The sequence below is a fragment of the Pseudomonas sp. NPDC088429 genome, assembly GCF_044753305.1.
Taxonomy (GTDB): Bacteria; Pseudomonadota; Gammaproteobacteria; order Pseudomonadales; family Pseudomonadaceae; genus Aquipseudomonas; species Aquipseudomonas rustica.
On record NZ_JBIVMX010000027.1, the window covers coordinates 60,976 to 74,886 of the forward strand.

Annotated in this window: 11 protein-coding genes and 1 pseudogene; 11 read left to right on the forward strand and 1 reads right to left on the reverse strand. The window is 59.7% G+C overall.

The window, feature by feature from the left end:
* Window positions 1-91: 91 nt before the first annotated feature.
* From rpmE to ACIP66_RS15595, 3 genes and pseudogenes are all read left to right on the forward strand, one after another.
* Complete coding sequence (gene rpmE, locus ACIP66_RS15585; protein WP_053116643.1) at window positions 92-319, forward strand: 50S ribosomal protein L31; 228 nt, start codon at window positions 92-94, stop codon at window positions 317-319.
* A 14-nt stretch (window positions 320-333) separates the two neighbouring features.
* A pseudogene (locus ACIP66_RS15590) lies at window positions 334-1,134 on the forward strand (thermonuclease family protein).
* A gap of 183 nt (window positions 1,135-1,317) precedes the next feature.
* On the forward strand, window positions 1,318-2,586 hold the full coding sequence (locus ACIP66_RS15595; protein WP_212544820.1) for a malic enzyme-like NAD(P)-binding protein: 1,269 nt from the start codon (window positions 1,318-1,320) through the stop codon (window positions 2,584-2,586).
* A gap of 212 nt (window positions 2,587-2,798) precedes the next feature.
* Here ACIP66_RS15595 and ACIP66_RS15600 read toward each other — a convergent pair whose 3' ends face one another.
* On the reverse strand, window positions 2,799-5,237 hold the full coding sequence (locus tag ACIP66_RS15600) for a penicillin-binding protein 1A (RefSeq protein ID WP_400649038.1): 2,439 nt from the start codon (window positions 5,235-5,237) through the stop codon (window positions 2,799-2,801).
* Between the two features lie 218 nt (window positions 5,238-5,455).
* Between ACIP66_RS15600 and ACIP66_RS15605 the strand changes: the two genes are divergently transcribed.
* The 8 genes from ACIP66_RS15605 (at window position 5,456) to ACIP66_RS15640 (ending at window position 13,695) form a co-directional block, all read left to right on the forward strand.
* The gene (locus ACIP66_RS15605) at window positions 5,456-6,520 is read left to right on the forward strand and encodes a pilus assembly protein PilM (RefSeq protein ID WP_053116647.1); all 1,065 of its coding nucleotides are present in this window, start codon (window positions 5,456-5,458) and stop codon (window positions 6,518-6,520) included.
* Window positions 6,520-7,086 carry a PilN domain-containing protein gene (locus ACIP66_RS15610; RefSeq protein ID WP_053116648.1) on the forward strand — a complete coding sequence of 189 codons (567 nt, stop codon included), beginning with the start codon at window positions 6,520-6,522 and terminating at the stop codon, window positions 7,084-7,086. Before ACIP66_RS15605 ends, ACIP66_RS15610 begins: the two co-directional genes overlap by 1 nt.
* Window positions 7,083-7,706: a type 4a pilus biogenesis protein PilO gene (gene pilO, locus ACIP66_RS15615; RefSeq protein WP_400649029.1), complete on the forward strand. Its 624-nt coding sequence runs from the start codon at window positions 7,083-7,085 to the stop codon at window positions 7,704-7,706. Before ACIP66_RS15610 ends, pilO begins: the two co-directional genes overlap by 4 nt.
* Window positions 7,703-8,230 carry a pilus assembly protein PilP gene (locus tag ACIP66_RS15620; RefSeq protein WP_212549926.1) on the forward strand — a complete coding sequence of 176 codons (528 nt, stop codon included), beginning with the start codon at window positions 7,703-7,705 and terminating at the stop codon, window positions 8,228-8,230. Before pilO ends, ACIP66_RS15620 begins: the two co-directional genes overlap by 4 nt.
* Window positions 8,231-8,243: 13 nt before the next feature.
* Complete coding sequence (pilQ, locus tag ACIP66_RS15625) at window positions 8,244-10,316, forward strand: type IV pilus secretin PilQ (protein ID WP_400649030.1); 2,073 nt, start codon at window positions 8,244-8,246, stop codon at window positions 10,314-10,316.
* A 4-nt stretch (window positions 10,317-10,320) separates the two neighbouring features.
* Window positions 10,321-10,839, forward strand: coding sequence for a shikimate kinase AroK (aroK, locus tag ACIP66_RS15630; RefSeq protein WP_053116652.1), 519 nt, complete (start codon window positions 10,321-10,323; stop codon window positions 10,837-10,839).
* 152 nt (window positions 10,840-10,991) lie between these two features.
* On the forward strand, window positions 10,992-12,092 hold the full coding sequence (gene aroB, locus ACIP66_RS15635; protein ID WP_400649032.1) for a 3-dehydroquinate synthase: 1,101 nt from the start codon (window positions 10,992-10,994) through the stop codon (window positions 12,090-12,092).
* Between the two features lie 10 nt (window positions 12,093-12,102).
* Window positions 12,103-13,695 (forward strand): AAA family ATPase, encoded by a 1,593-nt coding sequence (locus tag ACIP66_RS15640; RefSeq protein WP_400649033.1) that lies wholly within the window; start codon window positions 12,103-12,105, stop codon window positions 13,693-13,695.
* The last annotated feature ends 216 nt before the right edge of the window (window positions 13,696-13,911 follow it).

The following is a 13,911-nucleotide window of genomic DNA, read 5'->3' on the forward strand; positions in this document are numbered from 1 at the left end:
GATTTAAAAGGTCTGGTAGAATCCGCGGCCTAATTACGTGCGGTATTCAACAATAGTGTTGGATGGCGGCACGCAGCCTGAGGAAGACATCATGAAAGCTGATATTCATCCAACATACGAAGTCACCGCAGTTACCTGCAGCTGTGGCAACAAGTTCGAAACTCGTTCGAACCTGGCCAAGCCTCTGGCGATCGACGTTTGCAACGAATGCCACCCGTTCTACACCGGTAAGCAAAAGACTCTGGACACTGGCGGCCGGGTTCAGCGCTTCGCAGACCGTTTCGGTGCTTTCGGCAAGAAGCCTGCTGCTGCAGAGTAAAGTTGAAAGGCCCGATGGGCTTTTCCTCATTGCTGAAAAAGGCGTCCCTTGTGGGCGCCTTTTTTGTGTCTGCGATTTGGCTGTCCGCCGCGCAGGCGTTCTGCCCCACGCCCATAGGGCTGACCCGCGTCACGGTGCAACGCGTGGTCGATGGCGACACCGTGCGCCTGAGCGACGGGCGCAGCGTGCGGATGATCGGCCTCAATACACCTGAGCTGGGCAAGCAGGGCCGCAGTGACGAGCCGTTCGCGGTGGCGGCGCGCAAACGTCTGGAATCATTAGTGGCCGACAGCAATGGACAGCTCGGTTTGCGCCTCGGCAAGCAGGCGAAAGACCACTACGGCCGCACGCTCGCACACCTCTACAGCGCCAGCGGCGCCAATCTTGAAGCGCAGATGCTCGCCGATGGCCTCGGCTTTCAGGTCGCGGTCGCGCCGAATATCGATTTGGTTACGTGTCAGCAAGCCGCCGAGCGCAGTGCGCGACAGGCTGGCCAGGGTCTCTAGCGGCAGTCGCCGGTGCTGAAAGCGGCGCAGATCCAGCGTTCAGGTTTCGCCGTGGTCAGTGGCCGTGTGAGCAAGGTTCAGCGCAATCGTGGCGGAACCTGGATCGAGTTGCAGGGTGCGCTTGTATTGCGCGTTGCACCCAATCTGGTCGGACAATTCGACAATGCCCGATTGCAGGCGTTGAAGGGCAAGCAGATCGAGGCGCGCGGCTGGATTGTCGATCGATCACGGCGCGGCGGCTTGAAACAGGGACAGCCGCGTTGGCTGCTTCCGCTGACAGATTCGTCGATGTTGCAAAGCGCTCGCTGAAATAAAATTGTAGACATTTTTTCTGTCGATTGTGAACAGTCCAGCCCTTGTGCGCCGTGGCTCTTGGCCCAAAGTCGTAGGGCAGGGCGCTTGACAGGGGTGACCGCTCAGTCTTGTGGGGACTTTGCGAGGCGCGTATCCTCGCTGACCAGTCTGTCCAACAGTAAAAAGCGGAATGCCAAAATGTCTGATCTGAAAACTGCCGCTCTCGAATATCATGCCAATCCTCGTCCAGGGAAGCTGAGTGTCGAGCTCACCAAGGCCACTGCTACCGCTCGCGACTTGTCGCTGGCTTATAGCCCCGGCGTAGCTGAACCAGTGCGTGAGATCGCTCGCGATCCTGAACTGGCCTACAAATACACCGGCAAGGGCAACCTGGTTGCAGTCATTTCCGATGGCACCGCGATTCTCGGCCTGGGTAACCTCGGCCCGTTGGCGTCCAAGCCAGTGATGGAAGGTAAAGGCGTACTGTTCAAGCGCTTCGCCGGCATCGACGTTTTCGACATCGAAGTCGACTCCGAAAGCCCGCAAGCCTTCATCGACACCGTAAAACGCATCTCCATCACTTTCGGTGGCATCAACCTGGAAGACATCAAGGCACCAGAGTGCTTTGAGATCGAACGTGCTCTGATCGAGCAGTGCGACATTCCGGTATTCCACGATGACCAGCACGGTACCGCGATCGTGACCGCTGCCGGCATGATCAACGCCCTGGAAATCGCTGGTAAGACTCTGGCTGATGCCAAGATCGTTTGCCTGGGCGCCGGCGCTGCCGCCATCTCCTGCATGAAGTTGCTGGTGAGCATGGGCGCACGCATCGAAAACATTTTCATGGTTGACCGTACCGGCGTGATCCACTCCGGCCGTGACGACCTGAACCAGTACAAAGCGGTATTCGCTCACGCCACCGAGAAGCGCAGCCTGGCTGACGCTCTGCAAGGCGCTGACGTGTTCGTCGGTCTGTCCGGCCCGAACCTGCTGAGCCCTGAAGGCCTGCTGTCGATGGCGGCCAACCCGATCGTGTTCGCGTGCTCGAACCCGGATCCGGAAATCTCCCCGGAACTGGCGCACGCCACCCGTAACGACGTGATCATGGCCACCGGTCGTTCGGACTACCCGAACCAGGTCAACAACGTACTGGGCTTCCCGTTCATCTTCCGTGGTGCCCTGGACGTTCGCGCCAAGCGCATCAACGAAGAAATGAAAGTGGCTGCCGCCAACGCCCTGCGTGAACTGGCCAAACTGCCAGTGCCACAGGACGTGTGCGATGCCTACGGCGGTGCGCCGCTGGAATTCGGTCGTGAGTACATCATTCCGAAGCCAATGGACAAGCGCCTGATCACCCTGATCTCCGACGCTGTGGCCAAAGCCGCAATCGAGACTGGTGTGGCAACCCTGCCGTATCCGAAGAACTACCCGCTGAAAAGCGTGGATGACGTGTTCAACGGCTAAGCCGTTGTAACGCTTCAACCCAAAGCCCTGACTCGTGAGAGTCAGGGCTTTTTGTTTGGAAAGATCAAAAGATCGCAGCCTTCGGCAGCTCCTACATGATTATTGCACTCCCCCTGTAGGAGCTGCCAAAGGCTGCGATCTTTTGATCTTCGCTCCAACCAATAAAAAGCCCCGCACTTCAACCGAAGGCGGGGCTTTTCAATAGCGCTGGATCAGAACAGATCGATCGGCGCCTGCTCATCCGCCGGCAGCGGGCTGCCCGGCACAGCGCCGTTACCCAGCTCATTCACCGACGGCGGCGTATCCTCAGCCTTGAACAGCTCAAAGTACGCACCCGGAGTGCTCGGCGTCGCCGCACGGCCACTCACCGGATCCACGCGCAGGCTCAACAAACCTTCCGGCTCGGGCTGCACGTGCGGTGGCTTGTCCTTCAGCGCCGCCGACATGTAGTTCATCCAGATTGGCAGTGCCACCGTGCCACCGAACTCGCGACGACCAAGGCTTTCCGGTTGGTCGAAACCGGTCCAGACCGTGGTCACGTAATCGGCGTTGTAACCGGAGAACCAGGCATCCTTCGATTCGTTGGTGGTACCGGTTTTGCCGGCGATGTCGCTGCGGCCCATGGCCAGTGCGCGACGACCGGTGCCGAGCTTGATTACGTCCTGCAACATGCTGTTGAGGATGTACGTGGTGCGGCCATCAACGATGCGCTCGGCGACGGCAGGCGTTTGCGGTGCCGCCGCAGTGCCCGGTGCTTCACCTGGCGTAGCGTTGACCGTGATCGCGTCAGTGTGCGGCGCGGCAATGCCGTCCGTTGCCGCAGCGCCCTGCGGCACGGTCGGCGGGTTGGCGACGAACAGCGTGTCGCCGTTACGGCTTTCGATCTTGTCGATCACATATGGCGTGATCTTGTAGCCACCGTTGGCGAACGTGCTCCAGCCGGTCGCGATCTCCATTGGCGTCAGCGTTGCGGTACCCAGTGCCAGCGAAAGGTTCGGCGGCAGATCTTGTTTGTTGAAGCCGAAGCGGCTGATGTAGTCGATGGTCTTGCTCACGCCCATCGCTTGCAGCAAACGGATCGACACCAGGTTGCGCGATTTGTACAAACCTTCACGCAAGCGGATCGGGCCGAGGAAGGTATTGGTGTCGTTCTTCGGACGCCAGACCTTGTCCAGGTACTCGTCGACAAACACGATCGGCGCGTCGTTGACCAGCGTCGCGGCGGTGTAGCCGCTGTCCAGCGCGGCGCTATAAACGAATGGCTTGAAACTCGAACCCGGCTGACGCTTGGCCTGCATGGCGCGGTTGTAGTTGCTCTGCTCGAAAGCGAAACCACCGACCAGCGAGCGGATTGCGCCGTTCTGCGGATCCAGCGAGACCAGCGCGCCTTGCGCCTGCGGGATCTGGCTGAATTTCAGCGAATTGTCTTTCTGACGCTGCACACGAACCAGATCGCCAACCTGCGCAACATCCGACGGCTGACGCGGATTCGGGCCCATGCTGTTGGTATTGAGGAATGGCCGCGCCCATTTCACGGTGTCCCAGGCCACATGTTCTTCACCGGTGCGGGTGAGCACTTGCAGGCCGTTCTTGTCGACTTGCGTGACGATCGCCGGTTCGAGACTGCTGATAGTGCGTTGTTTGGTCAGCTCGCTGGCCCAAGCTTCGCGAGTCTTGCCTGGCAGGCGCGACTCGGGGCCACGGTAGCCGTGACGCTGGTCGTAGGTCATCAAACCTTCGTGCAGCGCAGTGTTGGCCATTTCCTGCAGATTGCTCGGTACCGTGGTAGTGACGCGGAAACCTTCGGTATAGGCGTCGCTGCCATAACGGCCGACCATTTCGGCACGGGCCATTTCGGCGATGTACGGTGCGTTCACTTCCGGGGTCGGCACGTGATAGCTGGCGTTCAGCGGCTCGTTGATCGCAGCGGTGTAATCCGCTTCGGTGATCTTGCCGAGCTTGTACATGCGCCCCAGGATCCAGTCGCGGCGTTCTTTACTGCGCGTCGGGTTGGCCAGCGGATTGAAGCGCGACGGGGCTTTCGGCAGACCGGCGATCATCGCCATCTGCGCGAGGCTGATGTCGCGGATCGACTTGCCGTAATACACCTGCGCCGCCGCCTCGATGCCGTAGGCGCGGTTACCCAGATAGATCTTGTTCACGTACAGCTCAAGGATTTCGTCCTTGGTCAGCTGTCGCTCAATCTGCAGGGCCAAGAGGATTTCAGTGGTTTTGCGCGAGAAGCTGCGTTCGCTGGTCAGGAAGAAGTTCTTCGCCACCTGCATGGTGATGGTGCTGCCGCCGGACTGAATGTGGCCGCTTTTGACCAATTGCGTCGCGGCGCGCATCAGGCTGCTCGGATCGACGCCATAGTGATTGGCGAAATTGTCGTCTTCAGCACTTAGTAACGCATTAATGAAATTGGGGGGAATGTCGGCGAAACGGATCGGAGTCCGGCGCATTTCGCCAAATTCTGCGATCAACTTGTTGTCGCTACTGTAGACCCGCAATGGAATCTGCAACTGAATGCTTCTCAGGGCCTCCACAGAAGGCAAACCCGGACTAAGGTAAAGATAGGCGCCGCTGAGACCTAAAAGCAGTCCGCAGAAAACGGCGACGATGGACCAACCGAAAAATTTCAGCAGACGAATCAAGGCGTTTGGACATCCAGGGCAAAGAATGAATTTGGCGACGGGGTTCCGGCTACACACAGAACGCCCGCGCAGGCAGTAAAAAGCGGAAAAAATCGCTGGGCATTATAAGCACTTTTCCGCCGGAGGCGTCATTGGCGCGTCTGTCAAGGTGGGGTCAGGGAACGCAATGCGTATTACAGAGTCCGTAACTCACGGAAAGTCATAGGGAATTGGTAGTGCTAGGACTCTTCAATAAAAAGACCAATACGTTACTGGGGATCGACATCAGCTCCACCTCGGTAAAACTGCTGGAGCTGAGCCGTCAGGGCGATCGCTACCGGGTCGAGGCGTACGCGGTAGAGCCGTTGCCGGCGAATGCCGTGGTCGAAAAGAACATCGCCGAGCTTGAAGGCGTGGGCCAAGCCCTCAGCCGGGTGTTGGTCAAGGCGCGCACCGGGCTCAAGAGCGTGGCGGTGGCGGTGGCCGGATCAGCGGTAATCACCAAAGTCATCGAGATGGACGCCGGACTTTCCGACGACGAACTGGAAAACCAGCTCAAAATCGAAGCCGACCAATACATTCCCTATCCCTTGGATGAAGTCGCCATCGATTTCGAAGTCCAGGGCGTTTCGCCGCGCAATCCAGAACGGGTCAACGTGTTGCTGGCCGCCTGTCGCAAGGAAAACGTCGAAGTCCGCGAAGCGGCGCTGGCCCTCGCCGGGCTCACCGCGCGGGTGGTGGACGTCGAAGCCTATGCGCTGGAGCGCTCGTTCGGCCTGCTCTCCACGCAACTCGCCGCCTCGCAAGAGCGCCTCACTGTGGCAGTGGTCGACATCGGCGCGACCATGACCACCCTCAGCGTTTTGCACAACGGCAAAATCATTTATACCCGCGAGCAACTGTTCGGCGGGCGGCAGCTGACTGAGGAAATCCAGCGCCGATACGGCCTGACCGTCGAACAGGCGGGGCTGGCGAAAAAGCAGGGCGGCTTGCCCGACGACTATGTCAGCGAAGTCCTGCAGCCGTTTCGCGAAGCGCTGGTGCAGCAGGTCTCGCGCTCGCTGCAGTTCTTCTTCGCCTCCGGGCAGTACAACGCCGTCGATCACATTCTGCTGGCCGGCGGCACGGCGTCGGTGCCGGGGCTCGATCGCCTGATCGAACAGCGCTTGAATACGCCGACGCAAGTGGCCAATCCGTTTTCCGATATGTCCCTGAGCAGCAAGGTCAACGCTGGCGCCCTGGCCAGTGATGCGCCGGCCCTGATGATTGCCTGCGGGCTCGCGCTCAGGAGTTTTGACTGATGGCGCGGATCAACCTTTTACCGTGGCGCGAGGAGCGCCGTGAAGAGCGGCGCAAACGCTTCCTGCTGGCGCTGACCGGCGTCATCGTCGGTTCGGTGGGCGCGGTGTTTATCGCTGATCAGGTGATCAGCGCGGCGATCGATCGACAAGTGGCGCGCAACGATTACATCGGCAAACAAATTGCCGTGGTCGACGAACGGATCAAGCAGATCAGTGAACTCAAGGCCCATCGCCAGCAACTGGTCGAACGCATGCGCATCATCCAGGACTTGCAGGGCAACCGGCAGGTCAGCGGGCGGATCTTCGATCAACTGGCGCGGACACTGCCCGACGGCGTGTATTTCACCCAAGTGAAAATGCTCGGCAAAACCCTGTCCATCAGTGGCGCGGCGGAGTCGAACAACCGTGTCTCCGAGTTGATGCGCAATCTTGACGCCTCCGACTGGTTCGATGCGCCGAGCCTTAATGAAGTCAAAGCGACGTCCGCCGATCAGGTGGAACAGGCCAACGTTTTTCAGTTGACCGTTCGTCAGACGCAGCCGAAGACGACGGAGGACGAGCCATGAAGCCGTCCGAATGGCTGGAGAGCCTGCGCAACATCGACTTCAACGATCTCGACACCAGCAACATTGGTTCATGGCCGGCAGCGGTAAAAGCCATGGCCGGCGCATTGCTGATGATTCTGGTGCTCGCGCTGGGCTACAACTTTTTCATCAGCGACATGCAAGACCAACTCGAACTCAAGCGCGAAGAAGAAGCCACGCTCAAGGAGCAGTTCGCCAGCAAGGCGCACGTCTCGGCCAATCTAGAGCTGTACACCCAACAGATGAAGGAGATGGAAAACTCCTTCGGCCTGCTGTTGCGGCAGTTGCCCAGCGACACCGAAGTGCCGGGCCTGCTCGAAGACATCACCCGCACCGGTCTGGGCAGCGGTCTGGAATTTGAAGAGATCAAATTGCTGCCGGAGGTCACCCAGCAGTTCTACATCGAGTTGCCGATCCAGATCACCGTGACTGGCGCCTATCACGATCTCGCGACTTTCGTCAGCGGCGTCGCCGGGTTGCCGCGCATCGTCACCCTGCATGATTTCGAACTGGCGCCAGCCAATCCCGAAGGCGGGACGAAGCTGCGCATGAACATCCTCGCCAAGACGTACCGCTATAACGACAAGGGGCTGCAAAAATGAGCCCGCCACGCTATTTGGCCCTGTCGATGGCACTGCTCGCGCTCAATGGTTGTGGTGGCGGCAATGACTTCAGCGACCTTGATGCCTACATGAATGAAGTGCGGCTGCGCCCGCCGGGCAAAATTGAACCAACCCCGACATTCCGGTCTTACCCCACATTCACTTACAGCGCCGCCAACCTGCGCAGCCCGTTCTCGCGTCAGGTGCGCGTCGATCTGGCCGGGCAAAAACATGGTTCGCGCAACGTCAAACCCGACCCCAATCGGGTCAAGCAATACCTCGAAGGTTTCAACATCGAGCAGTTTGAAATGGTCGGCACCATCTCCAACGCCGGCGGCTCTTTCGCGCTGTTGCGCGGAGCCGGCGGCGTGCACCGGATGAAGGTCGGCGACTACCTGGGGCGCAATGACGGACGCATCGTCTCGATCAGCGCCACCCAGGTCGATGTGGTCGAGATCGTTCCCGATGGCGAAGGGGCCTGGCTGGAACGTCCGCGCACCATTCCTTTGAAAGAGCACTCATAGTGGAAGTCGAACAATGAACAGGATTTTCTCCACCCTCGGTTTTTCGCTATGGATAGCGTTGTTGTCACCGATGGTTATTGCGGCCAATCTGAAGACGCTGGACGTGGCGGCCTTGCCGGGTGACCGCGTCGAGCTGAAGCTGTCGTTCGACGGCCCGCCACCGCAGCCCAAGGGCTATACCACTGAATCGCCGGCGCGGATTGCCCTGGACTTGCCCGGGGTTGCCAGCCAGTTGGCCAGCAAGAATCTCGATCTAGGCAGCGGTAATGCGCGCACGGCGACGGTGGTTGAGGCCAAGGATCGCACGCGACTGATCGTCAGCCTGACGCAACTGGCGCCATATGACACGCGGGTCGAGGGCAATAATTTGTTCGTGGTGGTGGGGCAAGGTGCCCCGGCCGCAGCACCGCGTCCCGTTGCCGCGCCGCGCATTACGCCTGTTGCTGTACCGATAAAACCTTATGTCGCAAAAACCAAAGCCATTCGCGGCGTCGACTTTCAACGCGGTACGGCGGGTGAAGGCAATGTGGTCATTGATTTGTCCGACCCGACCATCGCCCCGGATATTCAGGAGCATGACGGCAAAATCATCCTCAGCTTCGCCCGCACGCAGTTGCCGGAAAAGCTGCGCGTACGCCTCGACGTCAAGGATTTCGCCACCCCTGTGCAGTTTGTCAATTCCAGCGTCAGCGGCGATCGCGCGATCATCACCGTCGAGCCCGGCGGCACTTACGACTATTCAACTTTCCAGACCGATAACAAGCTGACCGTCAGCGTCCGGCCGATGACCGTCGACGATCTGCAAAAGCGCAATGCTGACCGCCAGGCGTACGTCGGCGAAAAGCTCTCGCTGAATTTCCAGGACATCGACGTGCGCTCGGTGCTGCAACTGATCGCCGATTTCACCAACCTCAATCTGGTCGCCAGTGACACGGTGCAGGGCGGCATTACCTTGCGCCTGCAAAACGTGCCTTGGGATCAGGCGCTGGATCTGGTGCTGAAAACCAAAGGGCTGGATAAACGCAAAATCGGCAACGTGCTGCTGGTCGCGCCCGCCGATGAAATCGCCGCCCGGGAACGCCAGGAACTGGAGTCGCAGAAGCAGATCGCCGAACTGGCGCCGCTGCGTCGTGAGTTGCTGCAAGTGAATTACGCCAAGGCAGCAGACATCGCCAAGCTGTTCCAGTCGGTGACCAGCGCCGAGGCGAAAATCGATGAGCGCGGTTCGATCACCGTCGATGAGCGCACCAACAACATCATTGCCTACCAGACCCAGGATCGCCTCGACGAGCTGCGACGGATCGTGGCGCAACTGGATATTCCGGTGCGTCAGGTGATGATCGAGGCGCGAATCGTTGAGGCCAACGTCGATTACGACAAAAGCCTCGGCGTGCGCTGGGGCGGTTCAATCCAGAACAAGGGCAACTGGAACGCCTCCGGGGTTAACGGTTCATCGACCACCATCGGCACGCCGGGCAGCACCAGCACCAACTCGCCGTTCGTCGATATGGGCACGGTCGGCAATACCTCGGGGATCGGCATCGCCTTTATTACTGACAATGTCTTGCTCGATCTCGAACTGACGGCGATGGAAAAGACCGGCAACGGTGAAATCGTTTCGCAACCGAAAGTGGTCACCTCCGACAAGGAGACCGCGAAGATCCTCAAAGGCACCGAGATTCCGTATCAGGAAGCCAGCTCCAGCGGCGCGACTTCGGTGTCGTTCAAAGAGGCGTCTTTGTCGCTGGAAGTGACGCCGCAGATCACCCCGGATAACCGCATCATCATGGAGGTCAAGGTCACCAAGGATGAGCCGGACTACCTGAACAAAGTGCAGGATGTGCCGCCGATCAAGAAAAACGAGGTCAACGCCAAGGTGCTGGTCAACGACGGCGAAACCATCGTGATTGGTGGTGTTTTCTCAAATACTCAAAGCAAGGTCGTAGATAAGGTGCCATTTCTTGGCGATGTGCCGTATCTTGGCCGCCTTTTCCGGCGTGATGTGGTTTCGGAGAAAAAATCCGAGCTGCTGGTATTTCTCACTCCGCGTATCATGAATAACCAGGCGATTGCTGTGAGTCGTTGATTCTGTGCGAAATTTGATTCTTGTAGGACCGATGGGCGCTGGTAAAAGCACCATCGGCCGGTTGCTGGCCAAAGAGCTGCGCCTGCCGTTCAAAGATTCCGACAAGGAAATTGAACTGCGCACGGGCGCCAATATCCCGTGGATCTTCGATAAGGAAGGCGAGCCCGGCTTTCGTGACCGTGAGCAGGCGATGATCGCCGAGCTGTGCGAGTTCGATGGCGTGGTGCTGGCGACCGGCGGCGGCGCGGTGATGCGTGATGCCAATCGCAAGGCTCTGCATGAGGGCGGGCGCGTGGTCTATTTGCACGCCTCCGTCGAACAGCAGGTCGGCCGCACCTCGCGCGACCGCAATCGGCCGTTGCTGCGCACCGCCAATCCCGAGAAAACCCTGCGCGATTTGCTGGCGATCCGTGATCCGCTGTATCGGGAAATCGCCGATCTGGTGGTGGAAACCGACGAACGGCCGCCGCGCATGGTAGTGCTCGACATTCTCGAGCGTCTGGCGCAGCTTCCTCCCCGTTAAAGCATCGCTCGAAATGCGCTATCCTCGGCGTCCTGTCACAACCCGTCGCGGTTGTGGCGGCTGGCGGGCGTGCGGCGTCATACCCGCTATAGGCCGCAGATAACCAATAATTCAGGGCAGGATGCCTGCTTCCATCTTCACTGTGGGGACACATGCAGACACTCAAGGTCGATCTAGGCGAGCGCAGCTACCCGATTCATATTGGCGAAGGTTTGTTGGATCAGCCCGAGTTGCTGGTGCCGCATATCCATGGGCGGCAGGTGGCAATCATCTCCAACGAGACCGTTGCGCCGCTCTATCTCGAACGTCTGACCCGCAGCCTCGCGCAGTTCTCGGTGATCTCCGTGGTGCTACCGGACGGCGAAGCCTTCAAGAACTGGGAAACCCTGCAACTGATCTTCGACGGTCTGCTGACCGCGCGTCATGACCGCCGCACCACCGTGATCGCCCTCGGCGGCGGTGTGATCGGCGACATGGCCGGTTTCGCCGCCGCCTGCTATCAGCGCGGCGTCGACTTCATTCAGATCCCGACGACCCTGCTGTCCCAGGTCGATTCGTCGGTGGGCGGCAAAACCGGTATCAACCATCCGCTGGGCAAGAACATGGTCGGCGCGTTCTATCAGCCGAACGTGGTGCTGATCGATACCGCCTCGCTGAAAACCCTGCCCGAGCGTGAACTGTCCGCCGGTCTGGCAGAGGTCATCAAGTACGGGCTGATTTGCGACGAGCCGTTCCTCGGCTGGCTCGAAGACAACGTCGACGCCCTGCGTGCGCTGGATCAAAAAGCTCTGACTTACGCCATCGAGCGTTCCTGCGCGGCCAAGGCTGCGGTGGTCGGCGCCGACGAGAAAGAAACCGGCGTGCGCGCCACCCTCAATCTCGGCCACACCTTCGGTCACGCCATCGAGACCCACATGGGCTATGGTGTCTGGTTGCATGGTGAGGCCGTCGCAGCTGGCACGGTGATGGCGCTGGAAATGTCCGCGCGTCTGGGCTGGATCAGCGAAGCGGAACGTAATCGCGGCATTCGTCTGTTCCAGCGCGCCGGTCTGCCGGTGGTGCCGCCGACAGAAATGGCCGAAGCCGATTTTCTTGAACACATGGCAATCGACAAAAAAGTGATCGACGGTCGTCTGCGCCTGGTGCTGCTGCGCCGGATGGGCGAAGCGGTAGTGACCGCCGATTATCCGAAAGAGGTTCTACAGGCCACGCTGGGAGCGGATTACCGCGCCCTGGCTCAGCTTAAAGGTTGAAAAGATTCCAATGACTAGTTTGCATGCCGACGAGGCGTTCCTCGGCCATTTCCAGTTAAGCCACGACCCCTTCGCGCCACGAGTGCCGGGTTTTAAATTTTTCCCGGCTCAGCGCAAACCAGTGCTGGGTCAGCTGCATCATCTGGCGCGTTACAGCCAGTTGCTGCTGGTCGTGACTGGCCCGCAAGGCAGCGGCAAGACCTTGCTGCGTCAGGCACTGGTCGCCAGCACCAATAAGCAATCGGTACAGAGCGTGGTGGTTTCCGCCCGTGGCGCCGGTGATGCGGCCGGTGTGCTGCGTCAGGTTGCCCAGGCGCTGAACGTCGCTCAGGCCGAAGTGGGCGCGATTCTGGATCAGGTGGTGCAACTCGCGCTGACCGGTCAGGAAGTCTATCTGCTGGTGGATGACGCCGAACAACTCGACGAATCCGCCCTCGAAGCGCTGATGGCGCTGGGTGCCGGCGCACCGGAAGGTCGCCCGCACGTATTCCTGTTTGGTGAGTCGTCGCTGATCGCGCAACTCGAGGCTTTGCACCTTGAGGAAGAGCGTTTCCACGTCATCGAACTGCAGCCGTACACCGAAGAAGAGACCCGTGAGTATCTCGACCAACGGCTCGAAGGTGCAGGCCGTGGTGTCGAACTTTTCACCGCGGATCAGATCTCTGATATTCACGAAAGCGCCGAGGGTTGGCCAGGCAACATCAACCAGGTCGCTCGCGATGCACTGATCGAAGTCATGATTGCCAGCCGCTCTGCGGTCAAGCGTCCAAGTATGGGGTTCAACATGCCGAAGAAACACGTATTGGCGATTTCTGCCGTCGTTGTGGTTGCGGTCGCCGCCGCCTGGCTGATGCCGGGTCGCAACAAGACACCAACTACCGGCGCTCCTGCCAATGAACAGGCGCAGTTGCCATTGGGTCAGGGCGGGGCGAACGGGGCTAATCCTTCCGTCGAGTTCGCCGGCAATACCCAACCGATGCCGCTGCCGCTGGTCGGCAACTCGCAACCGGTCATGCGTGGCCCGTTGGCTGAAGCGGCCGGAGGCATCACCGAAGGCGACGACGGCGTGCCGGTCGAAGGCTCCAGCGCCACACCGCCGACCGTCACCACTTCCGCACCTCCGGCAGGCGTTCCGGCTGGCCCTGCGCCAACACCGGCTCCAGCCCCGGCCGCGAAGCCGACGCCAGCGCCAACCCAAATTGCTACCGCCAAGCCTGCTCCGGCAGCGCCTGCAGCAAAACCGGCTCCAGCGCCGGCCAAGCCAACCGCTGCTGCCAAGCCTGCCGAGAAGCCGGTCACCGTGGCCAAAGCCGCCGGTGGCAGCTGGTACGCCGGTCAGCCGACCGGTAACTACGTGGTGCAGATCCTCGGCACCAGCTCGGAAACTGCCGCGCAAAACTTCGTCAAGGAGCAGGGCGGCGAGTACCGTTATTTCAAGAAAGTCCTCAACGGCAAGCCGCTTTACGTGATCACTTATGGCAACTTCGCCAATCGTGATGCGGCCGTTTCTGCCATCAAGGCCTTGCCAGCGAAGGTTCAGGCTGGTAAACCTTGGCCTCGCACTGTCGCCAGCGTCCAACAAGAACTGGCAACAACTCGCTGAAGATTCGGCGGCCTTACCCAGGCCGCCTCTCCAAGCACCTCAAAATTTCTGCAAGTGCGCGCTTCCTTCCAGGTCGCGTGCCTTGTGGTGTCTGCGTCATAGTAGTCTTTGAGTCGTTGCAGTCAGAATTAACAAAGTTTTGACTAGCACAGCAGATCGCTTTAAACCTTTCACAAATGCGACATGAATTTGCGACATTTCGTCGTCAAATTTGTG